Source organism: Janibacter sp. GS2 (assembly GCF_051200835.1).
Lineage (GTDB): Bacteria > Actinomycetota > Actinomycetes > Actinomycetales > Dermatophilaceae > Janibacter.
The window spans coordinates 987843-1005048 of the sequence record NZ_CP195161.1; the positions used below are offsets into that span (position 1 = coordinate 987843).

Annotated in this window: 16 protein-coding genes; 10 read left to right on the forward strand and 6 right to left on the reverse strand. The window is 70.4% G+C overall.

Translation table 11 applies throughout. The features are described 5' to 3' along the window. Window positions 1-75: 75 nt before the first annotated feature. Together ACR9E9_RS04875 and ACR9E9_RS04880 are read right to left on the reverse strand one after the other, a co-directional pair. On the reverse strand, window positions 76-1545 hold the full coding sequence (locus tag ACR9E9_RS04875) for a sensor histidine kinase (RefSeq protein ID WP_435202251.1): 1470 nt from the start codon (window positions 1543-1545) through the stop codon (window positions 76-78). Window positions 1546-1553: 8 nt separating this feature from the next. Then, entirely contained in the window at window positions 1554-2270 is a 717-nt protein-coding gene (locus tag ACR9E9_RS04880) for a response regulator transcription factor (RefSeq protein WP_435202253.1), read from the reverse strand. Window positions 2271-2571: 301 nt separating this feature from the next. Between ACR9E9_RS04880 and ehuB the strand changes: the two genes are divergently transcribed. Genes ehuB through ehuA form a run of 4 tightly spaced genes read left to right on the forward strand, consistent with a single transcriptional unit; the run spans window position 2572 to window position 5615 of the window. Further along, the gene (gene ehuB, locus ACR9E9_RS04885) at window positions 2572-3468 is read left to right on the forward strand and encodes an ectoine/hydroxyectoine ABC transporter substrate-binding protein EhuB (RefSeq protein ID WP_435202255.1); all 897 of its coding nucleotides are present in this window, start codon (window positions 2572-2574) and stop codon (window positions 3466-3468) included. After that, the gene (gene ehuC, locus ACR9E9_RS04890; protein ID WP_435202257.1) at window positions 3465-4163 is read left to right on the forward strand and encodes an ectoine/hydroxyectoine ABC transporter permease subunit EhuC; all 699 of its coding nucleotides are present in this window, start codon (window positions 3465-3467) and stop codon (window positions 4161-4163) included. Before ehuB ends, ehuC begins: the two co-directional genes overlap by 4 nt. Next, on the forward strand, window positions 4163-4834 hold the full coding sequence (gene ehuD / locus ACR9E9_RS04895) for an ectoine/hydroxyectoine ABC transporter permease subunit EhuD (RefSeq protein WP_435202259.1): 672 nt from the start codon (window positions 4163-4165) through the stop codon (window positions 4832-4834). Before ehuC ends, ehuD begins: the two co-directional genes overlap by 1 nt. After that, entirely contained in the window at window positions 4824-5615 is a 792-nt protein-coding gene (gene ehuA, locus ACR9E9_RS04900) for an ectoine/hydroxyectoine ABC transporter ATP-binding protein EhuA (RefSeq protein WP_435202261.1), read from the forward strand. Before ehuD ends, ehuA begins: the two co-directional genes overlap by 11 nt. An 88-nt stretch (window positions 5616-5703) precedes the next feature. On the opposite strand, the gene ACR9E9_RS04905 is transcribed toward ehuA, so the two are convergent. Together ACR9E9_RS04905 and ACR9E9_RS04910 are read right to left on the reverse strand one after the other, a co-directional pair. Next, window positions 5704-7335 (reverse strand): DNA repair helicase XPB, encoded by a 1632-nt coding sequence (locus tag ACR9E9_RS04905; protein WP_435203578.1) that lies wholly within the window; start codon window positions 7333-7335, stop codon window positions 5704-5706. Between the two features lie 13 nt (window positions 7336-7348). Continuing rightward, entirely contained in the window at window positions 7349-7789 is a 441-nt protein-coding gene (locus ACR9E9_RS04910; protein WP_435202263.1) for a hypothetical protein, read from the reverse strand. Window positions 7790-7861: 72 nt separating this feature from the next. Here ACR9E9_RS04910 and ACR9E9_RS04915 point away from each other — a divergent pair, with 72 nt between their 5' ends. After that, the gene (locus tag ACR9E9_RS04915) at window positions 7862-8800 is read left to right on the forward strand and encodes a hydroxymethylglutaryl-CoA lyase (RefSeq protein WP_435202265.1); all 939 of its coding nucleotides are present in this window, start codon (window positions 7862-7864) and stop codon (window positions 8798-8800) included. Between the two features lie 100 nt (window positions 8801-8900). On the opposite strand, the gene ACR9E9_RS04920 is transcribed toward ACR9E9_RS04915, so the two are convergent. Continuing rightward, a complete protein-coding gene (locus tag ACR9E9_RS04920) occupies window positions 8901-11099 on the reverse strand; it encodes a helicase-associated domain-containing protein (protein WP_435202267.1) in 2199 nt (732 codons plus the stop codon). Window positions 11100-11146: 47 nt separating this feature from the next. Further along, entirely contained in the window at window positions 11147-12460 is a 1314-nt protein-coding gene (locus ACR9E9_RS04925; protein WP_435202269.1) for an MFS transporter, read from the reverse strand. A gap of 138 nt (window positions 12461-12598) precedes the next feature. Here ACR9E9_RS04925 and ACR9E9_RS04930 point away from each other — a divergent pair, with 138 nt between their 5' ends. The 5 genes from ACR9E9_RS04930 to ACR9E9_RS04950 all read left to right on the forward strand — a co-directional run bounded on the left by ACR9E9_RS04930 (window position 12599) and on the right by ACR9E9_RS04950 (window position 17161). Next, on the forward strand, window positions 12599-12994 hold the full coding sequence (locus ACR9E9_RS04930; protein WP_435202270.1) for a cold-shock protein: 396 nt from the start codon (window positions 12599-12601) through the stop codon (window positions 12992-12994). A 2-nt stretch (window positions 12995-12996) separates the two neighbouring features. Further along, complete coding sequence (locus ACR9E9_RS04935; RefSeq protein WP_435202272.1) at window positions 12997-13737, forward strand: DUF3027 domain-containing protein; 741 nt, start codon at window positions 12997-12999, stop codon at window positions 13735-13737. A 35-nt stretch (window positions 13738-13772) separates the two neighbouring features. Further along, window positions 13773-15254 (forward strand): NCS2 family permease, encoded by a 1482-nt coding sequence (locus ACR9E9_RS04940; RefSeq protein ID WP_435202274.1) that lies wholly within the window; start codon window positions 13773-13775, stop codon window positions 15252-15254. 174 nt (window positions 15255-15428) lie between these two features. Next, a complete protein-coding gene (locus ACR9E9_RS04945) occupies window positions 15429-15881 on the forward strand; it encodes a MarR family winged helix-turn-helix transcriptional regulator (RefSeq protein ID WP_435202276.1) in 453 nt (150 codons plus the stop codon). Next, window positions 15878-17161, forward strand: a complete 1284-nt coding sequence (locus tag ACR9E9_RS04950; RefSeq protein ID WP_435202278.1) for an MFS transporter — start codon at window positions 15878-15880, stop codon at window positions 17159-17161. The genes ACR9E9_RS04945 and ACR9E9_RS04950 overlap by 4 nt, the downstream gene beginning before the upstream one ends. The last annotated feature ends 45 nt before the right edge of the window (window positions 17162-17206 follow it).

Sequence of the window (17206 nt, forward strand, 5' to 3'; positions counted from 1 at the left end):
CCCGGACATCGGATGTCCCTTGGTCTGGCCTGTGAGCTTGCTGTGCGGGCAAGGGCCAGCGTGTCGCGGTGCTCCTCAGACCCGGTCGGGGCGCTCCGGCACCCGTCCCGGCAGCTCGACGCGGAAGGTCGCGCCGCCGCCGGGGGTCTGGAGGGCGCGCACGGTGCCGTCGTGCTGGCTGACGATGGCGGCGACGATCGCGAGCCCCAGACCGCTGCCCCCGCGGGCGCGGGAGCGGGCCTTGTCGGCGCGGTAGAAGCGCTCGAAGACCCGCTCGGCGACCGCTGGGTCCACGCCCGCCCCGTGATCGCGGACCTCGAGGACCGCGGTGGACCCGTGGACACCGGTGGCGACCTCGACCGGGACGTCGTCGGCGGTGTGCATCAGCGCATTGCCCAGGAGGTTGCCCAGCACCTGGCGCAGGCGGCTCTCGTCCCCGGGGAGCATGACCGGCTGGAGCTCGCCGTCGAGTCCGGTGAGCTGGATCGTGCGGTGGGGCAAGCGGGCCCGGGCGTCGTGGACCGTCTCGGCGCAGAGCACGACGAGGTCGATGTCCTTCTTGTCGAGGGGGCGCTCGTCGTCGAGGCGTGCGAGGAGGAGCAGGTCGTCGACGAGCACGCCCATCCGGGACGCCTCGCCCTCGATGCGGGCCATGGCCTGGGCGACGTGCTCGGGGTCCGGGACGGCTCCCTGGCGGTAGAGCTCCGCGTAGCCGCGCACGGTGGCGAGCGGGGTGCGCAGCTCGTGGCTGGCATCGGCGACGAACTGGCGCATCTTGCGCTCGGACGCCTCCTGGACGCTGAAGCTGCGCTCGACCTGACCGAGCATGGAGTTGAGGGAGTCGCTGAGGCTGGCCACCTCGTCGTGGCTCGCGCGCACGGGCACGCGGCGGGTGAGGTCGCCGGCGGCGATCGCCGCCGCGGTGTCCTCGATGCGACGAAGGGGGCGGAACGCCCTTCGGGTCGCGAACCAGCCGAGCACTCCGCCGGCGGTCACCGCGATGAGGCTCATCAGCGTCGAGAAGACCGCGAAGCGCTGCACCGTGTGGTTGACCCCGGACAGCTGCATGCCGACGGCGAAGGTCGAGTTGTCCGTGTAGCGACCGGCGATGACGCGCCACCGCGTGTCGCCGTCGACCGAGTCGATGGTGAAGGGCTGGCCGGAGAGGACCCGCGGATCGCTCGGGGAGAGGGTCGGCACGTCCGGGCGGATGTCCACCCCGGTCGGCGCCGCGTAGCGCCAGTTGGAGCCGTCGGCGGGCTGGCGCAGGAGGAAGAAGTTCGTCGGGCCGGCGGTGCTGCGTCGCTGCTGGTAGAACTCACCGTCGTCCTGCGCGTACGCGGAGGTGTCGCGGGCGATGGGGTAGGCCACGGCCCGCAGCTGCTCGTCGACGTTCTGCTTGAGGTCGCGCTGGAGGAGGTACGCGGTCGCCGTCGACGTCGTGAGCATCGCGGCCAGGAGGAGCGTGAGCAGGATGGCGATGAGCCGCCAGGTGAGGGGCATCCTCTCCAGGCGGCGGACGATCGGCGCGGTGACCCGCTGCACGCCGCTGGTCACTCCGGGGGGAGGCGCAGCACGTAACCGAAGCCGCGCTTGGTGTGGATCAGGGGCTGGTGGCCCTCGGTGTCGATCTTGCGCCGCAGGTAGGAGATGTAGGACTCGACGATGCCGACCTCACCGCGGAAGTCGTAGTCCCACACGTGATCGAGGATCTGCGTCTTCGACAGGACGCGGTTGGGGTTGAGCATGAGGTAGCGCAGGAGCTTGAACTCGGTGGGGGAGACATCGACCGAGACGCCGGCGCGCCGGACCTCGTGGGCGTCGTCGTCGAGCTCGAGGTCGGCGAAGCGCAGCACGGACTCCGCCGAGGGGACGTCCTGGGTGCGTCGGAGGATGACCCGGATCCGGGCGATGACCTCTTCGAGGGAGAAGGGCTTGGTCACGTAGTCGTCGCCGCCGACGGTCAGACCCTTGAGCTTGTCGTCGAGGGAGTCGCGGGCGGTGAGGAAGAGGATCGGCTGGTGGCGTTCGGTGGCGCGCAGGCGGGAGGCGACCTCGAAACCATCGATGTCGGGGAGCATGACGTCGAGGACGATGAGATCCGGCTCGACCCGGTGGACGATGTCCAGCGCCGTGGCGCCGTCACCGGCCATCTCGACCTCGAACCCGGCGAAGCGCAGGGAGGTCGCCAACAGCTCGCGGATGTTGGGCTCGTCCTCGACGACGAGCAGGTGCGGGCTCGGCTCGGCGGAGGCGGGAGTGGTGTTCACCCCAGTGAGTGTGCGCCTGCAGTCTGGACGTTCGCTGACAGTTGACTGTGTGCAGGGCCGTGCGGTGGGGGCCGGGCGTCGGTCACCCGTGGGTTGCGGTGACATAACGAAGGGGGGATCGCGGCGCTCTATTCCTTGTCTGGGGGGCCCCGACCTGTTCAGGTAAGGAGGCAAGACGACGGGGGGCGGATACCGGCCCGAGAAAATCTGTGCGATAAATCGCCTCGTCGCAGTCACCCCAGACCGCGACGGTGGGAGGAGTCACGACTCCGCACGGTGTCCCCCGAGAGGGAGGAAGACCGTGCGTAACACGCGAATCATGGCCGGAGTGGCCGCAGCGAGCCTGGCCCTCACCGTGGCGGCCTGTGGTGACTCGGGCTCGGACGAGTCCGGGGGCGGCGGTGGCGGCGACAAGCTCTCCGAGCTCAAGGACGCCGGCACGATCACCGTCGGGTTCGCCGGGGAGGAGCCGTACTCCTTCGAGAAGGACGGCGAGCTGACCGGTGCGACGATCGCCCTGCACGAGAAGATCTTTCCCGAGCTGGGCATCGACGAGGTCAAGGGCGTCAAGACCGAGTTCGGCTCCCTCATCCCGGGGTTGAACGCCGGGCGCTTCGATGTCGTCTCCGCGGGCATGTCGATCCTGCCCGATCGCTGCAAGCAGGCCGACTTCGGCGACCCGGAGATCCTCTACACGACGGCCTTCCTGGTGCCGGATGGCAACCCCAAGGGTCTGAACGACATGCAGGACGCCAAGAAGGCCGACGCCAAGATCGCCACGTTGACCGGGGCGATCGAGTCCGGGTACGCCAAGGACCTCGGGATCGAGGCCACGGAGGTCGGCAGCCCCCAGGACGGGCTGGACGCCGTGACCCGCGGGCGCGTCGACGCCTTCGCGCTGACCGGGATCTCCCTTCGCGCCCTGGCGGACAAGAACAAGGACGCGGGGGTCGAGGCGACCAAGCCCTTCGTCGCGGTCGTCGACGGCAAGGAGCAGGTCGGGGCGGGCGCCACCGTCTTCAAGAAGGGCGATGAGGACCTGCGGGATGCCTACAACAAGGAGCTCGAGAAGATCGTCGGGGACGAGAAGGCCTACGACGACGTCGTCGGCGAGTTCGGCTTCACCAATGCCGAGCGCCCGAAGGGTGACCTGACGACCAAGCAGCTGTGCGCCGGAGAGCTCCCGGACGCTCAGTGAACGACAAGCTCGACGCACTTCGGGATGCCCTGCCGAGGCTGGTGGAGGGTCTGGAGATCACCCTCCAGCTCACCCTCGGCGGGGCAGCCCTCGCGTTCCTCATCTCGGTGGCCTTCGGGCTGCTGAGCATCTCCCCGGTCGGCCCCCTGCGTTGGCTCGCGACGATCGTCGTCGAGTTCTTCCGCGGGACCTCCCTGGTGGTCCAGCTCTTCTGGCTCTACTACGTCCTGCCACTGTTCGGCGTGAGCATGGACGCGGTGTGGACGGGGATCCTCGCGTTGGGCCTGAACTACGGCGCCTACGGCGCCGAGGTCGTGCGCGGGTCGATCAACGCCGTGGACAAGGGGCAGTGGGAGGGCGCGACCGCGCTGAACATGTCGAGCCTGACCCGGATGCGCCGGGTCATCTGGCCGCAGGCGTGGGCGCTCATGCTGTCGGGTTACAACAACTTGCTGATCATGCTCATCAAGGGCACCGCCGTGGCCCTGTTCATCGGACTGCAGGACCTGACCTACCAGATCAGTGAACTCCGGTTGAGCACCGGGACCGTCTTCGCCTTCAGCGTCGGTCTGCTCATCTACTACCTCTTCGCGCTGGTGTTCTCCAAGGGTCTACGGGTGCTCGAAAAGCGCGCCTTCAGGCGGTTGGGGATCACTCCGCGCAGTAGCCACGCAGGAGCGGGGGCGGCTTTGTGATGCGACCTGCCATCGACTTCAATACCTTCTGGGACTGGACCGCGGCGGCCGAGGTGCTGCCGGAGCTGCTCACGGCCTTCGTCCAGGTCACCCTGCTCGTCACGGTCGTCGGGACGATCATCGCGTCCCTCGTCGGGCTCCTCCTCGCGGTCGCCGTCCAGGTCCTTCCGGTGTGGCTGTCGAAGCCGCTGCGGTGGGTCATGGACTTCGTGCGGATGACGCCACTGATCATCCAGCTGATCTTCGTCAGCTTCGTCGTCCCCTCCGGCTGGCTGCCCCTGCTGTGGGTCGGCACGGTCGTCATCGGGGTGCACTACTCGACGTACATGGCCGAGTCCTACATCGCCGGCATCGCCTCTGTGGACAAGGGACAGTGGGAGGCGGCCAGGGCGCTCAGCCTGCCCCAGGCCAGGACGTGGCGGGACATCGTGCTGCCGCAGGCGTTGCGCGCGACCCTGCCGTCGCTGGGCAACTGGACGATCTCCATGTTCAAGGACACCCCCTTCCTCTTCGCCATCTTCGTGGTGGAGATGGTCACCACGGCGCAGCAGTACGGCGCGAACACCTTCCGCTACACCGAGGCCTTCACCATCGCTGGCCTGATCTTCCTCGCGGCGAGCCTCGTCACGGCCGTCGCAGTCCGGAAATTGGAGAAGTCACTTGCCTACTGAGACCACGACGGACAGCGCCCAGCCGGTCATCCGCTTCGAGGACGTCGAGAAGAAGTTCGGGGACACCACGATCCTGTCGGGGCTGAACTTCGACGTCGCGCCGGGGGAACGAGTCACCCTCATCGGGCCGAGCGGGTCGGGCAAGACGACGATCCTGCGACTGGTGATGACGCTCGAGGAGCTGACCGACGGATACATCTGGATCGACGGTCAGCCGCTGACCCACGACCGCCGCGACGGGAAGCGGGTGAAGTTGCGGCCCAAGCAGGTCGCCGAGACCCGCAAGAAGATCGGCATGGTCTTCCAGCACTTCAACCTCTTCCCGAACATGTCGGTCATCGACAACCTCACCGAGGCGCCGGTCACCGTGCTCGGACGGAGCAAGAAGGAGGCCCAGGAGCGGGCGATGTCGCTGTTGGAGCAGGTGGGGCTGAGTGATCGCTCCCACGCGCACCCGAGCCAGCTCTCCGGTGGGCAGAAGCAGCGGGTCGCGATCGCGCGGGCGCTCGCGATGGACCCGGAGATCCTGCTGCTCGACGAGGTGACCTCGGCCCTGGACCCGGAGCTCGTCGGGGACGTCCTCGGGGTGCTGCGTGACGTGGCCGACAACACGGACATCTCGATGCTCATCGTCACGCACGAGATGGGCTTCGCCCGCGACGTGTCGCACAAGGTGATGATGTTCGACGGTGGTCAGGTCGTCGAGCAGGGCAGCCCGCGCGACATCCTCAGCAACCCCCAGCACGAGCGCACCCAGCGCTTCCTCGAGTCGATCCACTGACCCAGGACGTCGCATCTGCCTAGGCAGATGCGACCTGAGCCCCCGGGACGGTGCATCTGCCTAGGCAGATGCGACGTCGGGGGCGGGCTCAGAGGTCGTCGGCGTCGACGATCCGGTAGGCGTAGCCCTGCTCGGCGAGGAAACGCTGGCGGTGGGCGGCGAACTCCGCGTCGACGGTGTCGCGGGCGACGACCGTGTAGAAGTGCGCGGTGCGCCCGTCCTCCTTCGGTCGCAGGAGGCGCCCCAGGCGCTGCGCCTCCTCCTGGCGGGAGCCGAAGGTGCCGCTGACCTGGACGGCCACGGTCGCCTCGGGGAGGTCGATGGAGAAGTTGGCCACCTTGGACACGACGAGCAGGCTGATGCGCCCTTCGCGGAAGTCGGCGAAGAGCGTCTGACGCTGTTTGACGGGTGTCTCACCGGTGATGAGGTCGGCGTCGAGCTGCTCGGACAGCTCGTGGAGCTGGTCGAGGTACTGGCCGATGACGAGCGTCGGCTCGCCCTCGTGCCGCGAGACGACCTCGCGGACCACCCCGAGCTTGACCGGGGAGCACGACGCGAGACGGTAGCGGTCCTCGGCATCGGCGGTCGCATAGGCCATCCGCTCGGCGTCGCTCATGCTCACCCGGACCTCGACGCAGTCGGCGGGCGCGATGTAACCCTGCGCCTCGATGTCCTTCCACGGGGCATCGAAGCGCTTGGGCCCGATGAGCGAGAAGACATCGGCCTCGCGGCCGTCCTCGCGCACGAGGGTCGCGGTGAGGCCGAGTCGACGACGGGCCTGGAGGTCGGCGGTCATCCGGAAGATCGGCGCCGGGAGCAGGTGGACCTCGTCGTAGACGATGAGGCCCCAGTCGCGGGCGTCGAGGAGGTCGAGGTGGGGGTAGACGCCCTTCCGCTTGAGCGTGAGCACCTGGTAGGTGGCGATCGTCACCGGGCGGACCTCCTTGCGGGCCCCGGAGTACTCGCCGATCTCCTCCTCGGTGAGCGTCGTGCGCGCGAGCAGCTCCTCGCGCCACTGGCGGGCGCTCACGGTGTTGGTCACGAGGATGAGGGTCGTCGCCTTGGCCGCAGACATCGCGGCGGCGCCGACGAGGGTCTTGCCCGCGCCGCAGGGGAGCACGACGACGCCGGACCCGCCGTCCCAGAAGCCGTCGACCGCCTGCTGCTGGTAGGGCCGCAGGCTCCAGCCGTCCTGATCGAGGTCGATCGCGTGCGCCTCGCCATCGACGTACCCGGCGCGGTCCTCCGCCGGCCAGCCGACCTTGAGCAGCTCCTGCTTGAGGGTGCCGCGCTCGGAGGGGTGGACGACCACCTCGTCGGGGGAGAGCATCTCCCCGACGAGCGGCGTGATCTTCTTGTGCCGCAGCACCTCGGTGAGCACGGCACGATCGGTGGTGCGCAGGACGAGCTGCTCGCCGTCCTTCTCCAGCACGAGGCGACCGTAGCGGTCCATCGTGTCGGCGATGTCGACGAGGAGGGCCTGCGGCACCGGGTAGCGCGAGTGGGTGATCAGCGCGTTGACGACCTGCTCGGCGTCGTGACCCGCAGCGCGGGCATTCCACAGACCGAGCGGGGTGACCCGGTAGGTGTGGATGTGCTCCGGGGCGCGCTCCAGCTCGGCGAAGGGGGCGATGGCCCGTCGTGCGTCGGCGGACTTCTCGTGGTCGACCTCGAGGAGGAGGGTCTTGTCGCTCTGGACGATGAGGGCGCCGTCGGGCATCACCATGACCGGCTCAGGCCCCGGCCGCGACGAGGATCGCGATGAAGGCCAGGACGCCGATGATGGTGAGCGCGGCGATCACCGCGAAGGAGATCCACCCGTACTTCGTCATCTGCGCAGCACCCTCGGGGTCGTTGTCCTGCTTGACGATGCCGAGGATGCCGAAGACGAGCGGGATGATGCTCACGAAGCAGCACACACCCGTGACGGTGGCCAGCCCGGAGACGACGGTGAGGACGATCGCCGAGACGTTCGCCGGCTGCTTGGCCGTCGGGTAGGGGAAGGGCGGGGCCGCCGGTGCGCCGGGGCCGAGTTGTCCCCCGGGCGGCGGCGTGGGCGGACCGCCGTACGCGGGCTGCTGCTGGGGTCGGTTGACCGGGACGTACGGGTCGTCCGAGTACGGCTGCCCGTCGTCCGGGCTCGGTCGTCCGTTCGGGTACGGGTCCTGGCTCATGCGTGTGTGTCCTCCTCGGTCGGCTCTGCGCTCGACCGGAGCCAACGGTACGGGATGCGTCATGATGGGTTCATGCCCATCGCACTTCCGCAGCTGGAGCCCCTGCCCGGTCTGCCGTCCCGGGTGACGGTCTACGAGGTCGGCCCGCGCGACGGCCTGCAGAACGAGAAGGCGAACGTGCCGACCCCGGTCAAGGCCGAGTTCATCCGTCGCCTCGTCGGCGCCGGTCTGGAGACCGTCGAGACGACCTCCTTCGTCTCGCCGAAGTGGGTGCCACAGCTGGCCGATGCCCGCGACCTCCTGGCCGACCTCGGGACGGTGGGGGCCGGCCCCCTTCGTCCCGTGCTGGTCCCCAACGAGCGCGGTCTGGACCGGGCGTTGGAGGCCGGGGTCGGAGCCGTCGCGATCTTCGGCAGCGCGACGCAGACCTTCGCCCAGAAGAACCTCGGCCGCTCGCGGGAGGAGTCGGTCGCGATGTTCGCCCCGGTCGTCGCCCGTGCGCAGGAGGCGGGGCTGTGGGTGCGTGCCTATGTCTCGATGTGCTTCGGCGACCCGTGGGAGGGGCCCGTGCCGGTGGACCAGGTCGCCGACGCCTGCGCCGAGCTGATGGACCTCGGCTGTGACCAGCTCTCCGTCGGCGACACGATCGGCACCGGCACCCCCGGTCACGTCGAGGCGCTGCTCGCCGCGCTCGATCGTCGCGGGGTGGGCGTGGATCGGATCGGGGTGCACTTCCACGACACCTACGGCCAGGCCCTGGCCAACACCCTCACCGCGCTGAAGGCCGGCGTGAGCGTCGTCGACGCCTCGACCGGCGGGCTCGGCGGGTGCCCGTACGCCAAGTCCGCCACCGGCAACCTCGCCACCGAGGACCTCGTGTGGATGCTCCGTGGCGCCGGGGTGGAGACGGGGATCGACCTCGACGCGCTCGTCGAGACGAGCGTGTGGATGGCCGAGCAGCTCGGCCGGCCCTCGCCCTCGCGGGTGGTCAAGGCCCTCTCCGGCGCCTGACGAGGTTTCTCGGGTCACCCGAGAAACCCCCGCTTCGCAAGGGTTTCTTACTCTTGCGAAGGCGCAGTTTCTCGGGTGACCCGAGAATCGTGGGGCGTGCTCACTCGTCGACGACGACCCCGGTGATCCGGTGCAGGGAGTACACCTGCGGGACCGCGTCGACCTCGCCGATGACCCGACCGCCGTCGACGGTGCTCGGGTGGAAGAGCAGCCGCTTGGTCGAGCCCACGGCATCGGTCACGCCGATCCACGCGGCCAGACGGTCGGCTGCGGCCTCCCGCAGCAGGGCCGAGGTACTCGCCGGGTCGAGCGCCGGGATCGTCGGCCCCCCGTCGTCGGGCAGGTTGCGGCGGCGCTCGGCGGCGGCCTCGCCGACTCGGAGCCGGGCGAGGACCTGCTCGGCCGGATCGGGCCCGACCTCGGTCACCGGCCGGTCCCGACGGGGCGGGACGCGGGTGCCGCTCGGGGTGGTCGAGACGACCCCACCGGAGCTCTCGAGGGACGGGGCCAGGGAGATGTCGCGCAGCGCCTCGAGGAGCACCGTGGGTCCGACGGGGGAGATGAGGACCGTGGGGGCGAGCTGGCGCAGCTGGAGGTGGCTCAGGTCACGGCGCGCGAGCAGCGCCTCGAGGTGGGTCGGGTCGTCGCTGCGCAGGTAGCTGCCCGCGGTGCCGACGCGCAGCTGGCCGTGCCGACGGGCCACGTCCCGGATGAGATAGGTCAGCGGCTGGGGGAGCTCGGTGGCGCTGAATCCGGTGAGGGCCTCCAGGAGGTCGTCCGCGGTCCACCCGGCGTCCAGGGCCGTGCGCAGGCTCTGCTCGGTGAAGCGGTACACCCCCGCACCGCCGCGGGACTCCAGGACGGCACTGCACCGCAGCAGCGACGCGAGCCGCGAGACCGGGGTGCCGGGGACGATCGCGGTGAGGTCGGCCTGCAGGAGGAGGTGGTCGACGGGGTCGGGGACGAGCGTGGCCAGCCGGGCCGACGCGTCGTCGGGGTCCGTGCGGAGGGCGCGGCCCACGCTGCTGATGGCGCTGCGGCCGGTGACCCCCAGGACCTCGCACTCCCGCAGGAGCCCGGCGACGACCTCATCGGCCTCGCGGGGCATCCGCCGCGGTCGGTTTCGGCGCAGCAGCTCGGTGACCTGCGCGGGCTCGGGGGCTGACCCGTCGGGGAGGTCGGCGAGGATCGCCAACAGCTCATGGCGCAGGGCCCGTACCGGCGGCCAGATGAGCCCGTCGGACAGGGCATTGACCCGGCCGGCGTCATCGGGTGCCGGGACGACACAGGCGCGAAGGGAGTGCACCCACGGCGTCGCGATGCCGGCCCAACGGTGGGCCGGATCGAGGGAACGCCAGGTCTCGACCTCGGTGGTCAGCCGCCAGACGGGCTCGAGGGCGCGGTCGTCGGCGACGAGGCCGGCTCCGAGGGCGAGCTCGAGCAGGAGGGTGGCCCCGGCCTCGTCGAGGTTGACCCGCCCGGCGAGGGTCCGCAGGTCGCGCACGGCGAGGCCGCTGCTGCGCAGCACCCGAGGTCGCATGGTCTCGAGGTGGTCGAGGAGCTCGTCGACGAGGGCGACGAGCTCGGTGGCGGCGGCAGCCGCCGCGCGGTCCACGTCCTCGGGCGTGCGCTGCGCGACCTGCTCACCCGTCTCGTCGAGAGGAGTGTCGAGGAGCCGGCCGCCGCGCACGGCCAGCCCCACCTCCCGCGGGACGGTCACGTGCCCACCGTCGACGGAGGCCACGAGACCCAGGTCGAGGAGTCGGGACACGGCCTGCCCGGTGCGCCCGGCGCCGTCACTCGGCCGGGCCGCCGTGGGGCCGTGCCAGGCGATCCGGCGCAGGACGGTGAGTGGCTCCTCGTCCGCGTCGGCGATCGCGGCATCCAGGTCCGTGGGGAGGGTGTGGGAGAGCGACGCGGCGGTCGGTCCGAGACCCGCGGGGTGGGGGCCGAGGACCTCGGCGGCCGTCCGGGCGACCTCGGGCCCGGTGCTCGATGACCACACGAGCGCTGCCCGGGTGAGGTCGTCGATGAGGCCGGCAGCTCGCCCTTCGTCCGTCCCCAGAGCGGCGGCGACCGCCGCGACGTCGACGGCGACGACGACGCACGCCTGGAGCGCGGCGAGGTGCGGCGCGTCGAGGTGGTCGATCGCCCGGGCGGTGCTGGCCCGGGTGCTCGCGCGGGCGGCAAGTGCCGTCAGGTCAGCGGGCTGCGGTCGGGCCAGGTCCGGACGCAGCTCCAGCAGGGCCACCAGCTCCTCATCGGTGCGGTGGCGGATGTCCTCGGCGAGGGAGCGCACCGACCCACGGTAGTTCACCGGGGGAGGGGCCCGGGACCGCCAGCGATCTAGCCGGTCGTGCTGTCGACCGGGAGCGGTGTCGGGAAGACCCCGTTGACCTCCGGGGAGATGATGCGTTCGAGACGCAGCAGCAGCCAGGCCGTCAGGGCCAGCCCGCCGAGGATGAGGGCGATGAACAGGGCCGCGTGGTCGCGCTCGAGCAGCACGCCCGCCACGAGCGGGCCGAGGACGCCACCCGACATGAAGGCCGTGGACTGTGCGGCATTGACCCGTCCGCGCAGGTGGTCGGGAGCCATGTCATTGGTGATCGCCGGGAGCGTGGGCTGGAGCAGGGTCTCGCCGAGACCGAAGAGCGCGCCGAAGGCCACCACGAGGACGGCGGCCGTGAGGGTGTCGGGCAGCATCCCGCTCACGCCCATCGCCAGCCAGGCGCCGAACCAGATGACCAGCATGATCAGACCGACCCGGGTCCGGCGATGGCCCTCGATGCGGTGCAGCACCCAGAACTGCAGGAGCACGATGACGGCCGTGTTGGCGGCGAAGAGGACCCCGATGACCTCGGTGCGCACCTGCGCGACCCCGCGGGCGAAGGCGGGGACGCCGGCCTCGAACTGGCCGTAGCCGACGAAGCTCGAGACGACGGCGATGAGCAGGACCCAGCGCATGCCCGGCAGGCGCAGGACCGTCGCGTAGCTCGACGAGGAGGTCTCCTCGGACGGCCGCTGCGAGCGGGCGTGCACGTGGCGCAGCGGGCCGAGCAGCCAGATGCCGGGGATGAGGATGAGAACGGCGTCGACGAGGAAGACCGCCTCGAAGGTGACCGGCCGGCTGACGTCGACGAGGGCCCCGGCGATGAGCCCGCCCGCGCCGATGCCGAGGTTGAGCAGCGCGAAGTTCACCCCGAAGTAGCGCTGCCGCAGCGGTCCCCGCACGAGCGCGGAGATGAAGGTGTTGCCGGCGGACCAGCCGATGCTCGCCGAGAGCCCCATGAGGACGGCGCCGGTCACCGCCAGCGGGAGGGCGGTGGCGAAGGCCATCGCGACCGCGCCGAGGCTCTGGCTGAGCCCCGCCGCGATGAGCATCCAGCGCGCGCCGACGAGGTCGGTCAGGCTGCCCATCGGCCCGGCCATGACCGCGGCCACGAGCGCGAGCAGCGCCATGATCGTGCCGGCGGTGTCGAGCGAGAAGGCGCGGACCTCGTGGAGGTAGATCACGGTGAAGGGCAGGGTCATGCCGCGCCCGAGGTGCTGGATCGCCACGGTGGACAGCAGGAAGCGCCCCTCCCGGGGCAGTGCCCGCCAGAACCCGGACAGCCCGGGGCCGATCTCCGCAGCGGGGACGTCACGGGGGAGGGCGCTCACGAGGAGACATCGTGCCCCATGGCACCGACAGCCCGCCCGCGGATTTCCCATTCGTCGGTGACCGTGGCACGGGTTAACCTTGGCGGTGGTGCACGGACCCGTGCGCCCCATGGATTCTGCTCGAGCAAGAGGTGCGCGGTGCCGACTGGCAAGGTCAAGTGGTATGACGCGGAGAAGGGCTTCGGCTTCATCTCCGGAGACGACGGCGAGGACATCTTCCTCCACGCCAACGCCCTGCCCGAGGGCATGACCACGATCAAGGGCGGCGCCCGGGTCGACTACGGCATCGTCGAAGGGCGTCGCGGCGCCCAGGCGCTGGCCGTCACCGTCCTCGAGCCCGCACCGAGCGTCTCGGCGAACCTGCGTCAGCGTGACCGCAAGCCGGCCGAGGACATGGTCGGCATCGTCGAGGACGTCATCAAACTGCTCGACAACGTCTCCAACGGACTGCGTCGCGGTCGATACCCGGAGAAGGCCCAGGGCGCGAAGGTCGCCCAGGTCCTGCGCCGCGTCGCCGACGACCTGGAGGGCTGACAATGGCACCCCGCACCAAGACCGACAGCGTCCTCGCGGCCGCGGTGGAGCCCGCTCGCCGCGAGCTCCTCGAGGCGACGAAGGGGGAGGGCGTCGGCGACCACGTCGGCTTCACCCTCGACGCCGAGCGCCTGGGCACCCACTGGTTCACCGCGACCCTGCCCGGCTACGGCGGCTGGCGCTGGGCCGTCACCGTCACCCGCGCACCGCGCGCCAAGAGCGCGACGGTCTGCGAGTCCCAGCTCCTCCCCGGCGAGGACGCGATCCTCGCCCCGGACTGGCTGCCGTGGTCCGAGCGGCTCGCCCCCGGCGACGTCGGACCCGGTGACATCTCGCCCAAGGTCGACGACGACCCGAACCTCGTGGCGGGCTTCGAGGCCACGGGCGAGGAGGACGTCGACGCGGTGGCGCTGTGGGAGCTCGGCCTCGGGCGCCCCCGGGTGCTCTCCGCCGAGGGCCGCGATGCCGCAGCGCAGCGCTGGTACGAGGGCGCGCACGGCCCGACGGCCGAGGTCGCGGTCAAGGCACCCGCCCCCTGCGGCCGGTGCGGCTACTTCCTGCCGATGCCCGGCGAGCTGCGTCGGGTCTTCGGCGTCTGCGCCAACGAGTGGAGCCCGAGCGACGGCGGTGTCGTGAGCAAGGACCACGGCTGCGGTGCGCACTCCGAGGTCGACATGCCCGACCCCGAGCCGGAGAAGGTCGGCACGCCGGTCCTCGACGACGAGGTCCTCGAGACCCTGTAACGGGCGCCCCTCGCTCGGGAATACGATGTGCGCCCATGAGCACCTCTGCCCGCCCTTCGACCGAGGGCTCCGTCGTCGAGCGGTACTTCCAGATCTCCGAGCGTGGTTCGACCGTCGGTCGTGAGATCCGCGGTGGTGTCGCCACCTTCTTCACGATGGCCTACATCATCGTGCTCAACCCGCTGATCATCGGCACCCAGGAGGACTCGACCGGAGGCTTCCTCGGGGGCGGCGACTCCCCGAACCTCGCCATGGTCGCCGCGGCCACCGCCCTCGTCGCCGGCGTGATGACCCTCCTCATGGGAGTGGTCGCCAACTATCCGCTGGCGCTCGCGGCGGGCCTCGGGCTCAACGCCTTCGTCGCCTTCGGCATCGCGAAGCTCCCGGAGATGACCTGGGCCGACGCGATGGGTCTCATCGTGCTCGAGGGCCTGATCATCCTCGTGCTCGTCCTCACCGGTTTCCGCAAGGCGGTGCTGCTGGCGGTGCCCGCCCAGCTGAAGACGGCGATCAGCGTCGGCATCGGTCTCTTCATCACCGTCGTCGGCCTCGTCGACGCCGGCTTCGTGCGCAAGGCCGAAGGGGGCCCGCTGGGTGAGCTCGGCGTCGGCGGCTTCCTCGCCGGCTGGCCGCTCCTCGTCTTCGTCATCGGCCTGTTCATCATCATCACGCTGCACGTGCGCGGTGTGCGGGGCGCGATCCTCTACGGGATCCTCGGCACGACCGTCCTCGCGATCCTCGTCGAGACGATCTTCGACATCGGTGGGCAGGCCGACGCCTCGGGCGAGGTGGTCAACCCCACGGGGTGGGGCCTGAACGTGCCGAGCATCCCCGACTCCGTCTTCGCGACGCCCGACTTCGGCCTCCTGGGCGACTTCAACCTGCTCGGATCCTTCGACAAGATCGGCTTCGTCTCCGCGCTGCTGCTGATCTTCACGATCCTGCTCGCCGACTTCTTCGACACGATGGGCACGATGGTCGCCGTCGGCTCCGAGGGCGACCTCCTCGACGAGGAGGGCAACCCGCCCAACTCGCAGAGGATCCTCATCGTCGACTCGCTCGCCGCGGCCGCCGGTGGTGCCGCCTCGGTCAGCTCGAACACGAGCTACATCGAGTCCGCGTCCGGCGTCGGCGAGGGGGCCCGCACCGGCCTGGCCTCGGTCGTCACCGGTGTGCTCTTCCTGCTGGCGACCTTCCTCTCGCCGCTCGTCGCGATCGTGCCCTACGAGGCGGCGACCCCGGCCCTCGTGCTCGTCGGCTTCCTCATGATGCAGCAGGTCAAGGACATCGACTGGGACGACATGGAGATCGCCATCCCGGCCTTCCTCACGATCATCCTCATGCCCTTCACCTACTCGATCACCGCGGGCATCGGCGCCGGCTTCGTCACCTACGTCTTCATCAAGATCGTCCGGGGCCGCTTCCGCATGATCCACCCGCTGATGTGGCTCGTCGGCATCCTCTTCGTCCTCTACTTCGGGATCGACCCGATCAAGGGTGTCCTCGGCGTCGGGTGACCACCACAGGTTTATCGGGTGACCCGATAAACCCCCGCTTCGCAAGAGTTTCTAACCCTTGCGAAGGCGATGTTTCTCGGGTGACCCGATAAACATCGGACGGGAGCGGGGTCCCGGGATTATTTAGCGCAGGTAATGAGTTGTGCTAAGTATGTCCGTGACGAAGGGAGCCCGGTGACCCAGACGGCCACGACCCGTGCACTCGGCCCGAAGGGGGTCAGTGCCCTGAGCGAGGAGCTTCGCCTGGCGTGCATGCGCATCAGCCGCCGGGTGCGCTTCGAGAGCGTCGACGGCGACCTCGCGCCCCACCACTTCTCGGTCCTCGCCCGGCTCGAGGACGGCGCACGCACCCCGCGACGGCTCGCCGACATCGAGAAGGTGTCGGCCCCGAGCATGACCCGCACGGTCGGCTACCTCGTCGATGCCGGCCTGGTCGGGCGCCACGACGACCCCGAGGACGGGCGTCGCGTGCTCGTCGAGCTGACGGGTGAGGGCCGGGCCGCGATCGAGCAGACCCGGCGCCGACGGGGACGGTGGATGTCCGAGCGCGTGGCCGAGCTCACCGCGCAGGAGCAGGCCACCCTCGCCGAGGCCGCGGCGATCCTCGGGAGGATCGCCGCCCGATGAGCCCCACCTTCGCCTCCCTGTCGATCCGCAACTACCGCATCTACGCACTCGGGGCGATCGTCTCCAACATCGGGACGTGGATGGGCCGCGTCGGCCAGGACTGGGTGGTGCTCACCGAGCTGACCGACCACTCGGCCTCCGCCCTCGGCATCGTCACCGGCCTGCAGTTCCTGCCGATGCTCCTGCTCGCGCCGTGGACCGGCATGGTCACCGACCGCTACCCCAAGCACCTGCTGCTCCTGGTCACCCAGGCCGTCCTCGGCCTGACGGCCCTCGCCGGCGGCCTCCTCGTCGTCACCGGCACGGCGCAGCTGTGGCACTTCTACGCGCTCGCGCTGCTGACGGGTGTGGCCACGGCCTTCGACAACCCGGCCCGGCAGACCTTCGTCTCGGAGATGGTCCCGCGCAACCGGCTGGCCAACGCGGTCGCCCTCAACAGCGCCTCCTTCAACCTCGGCCGGCTCATCGGCCCCGCGGTCGCCGGCGTGATGATCGCGGCGGTGGGCACGGGACCCACCCTGCTCGCCAACTCCCTGACCTTCGCCGCGGTGCTCGGTGCGCTGCTGATGCTGCGCACGAGCGAGCTCAGCCCCGCCCCGCGGGTCACCGGACGTGGCTCGGCGCTCGAGGGCCTGCGCTACGTGCGCGGTCGACCCGACATCATCCTCGTGCTGGTGCTGATCTTCGTGCTGGGCACCTTCGGGATGAACTTCCAGATCACCATCGCCCTCATGGCGACCCAGGTCTTCGGCCGGGGAGCGGAGGACTACGGGCTCCTCGGCTCGATCATGGCGGTCGGATCCCTGAGTGCGGCCCTGATGGCGGCCCGTCGCGGCACGCCCCGTCTGCGGGTCCTCCTGCTGTCGCTCGTCGGCTTCACCGCCGCCGCCTCCGCGGCTGCGCTCGCGCCGACCTACTGGACCTTCGCGGCCGCGCTCGCCGCCTGCGGCCTGGCCTCCCTGACGACGATGACGACCGCGAATGCCATGGTCCAGATGCGCACCGAGCCCGAGATGCGCGGCCGGGTCATGGCCCTGTACATGGCGATCTTCTTCGGCGGCACCCCGCTCGGCGCGCCGCTCATCGGCTGGATCGGTGACGTCCTCGGTGCCCGCTGGACGATCGGGATCGGTGCGATCGCGGTCGGGCTCACCCTCCTCGTGGTGTCCTTCTGGCTCGCGAGGCACGAGAATGTCGAGGTGAGCTACTCCAGTCAGCGACGCCCGCGCGTGCAAGTCATCACCGCACCCACCCACGACGTCCCCCAGGCCGCCCGATGACCCCGCGCTTCCGACGGACCATGACGTGGATCGTCCTCGCCTCCC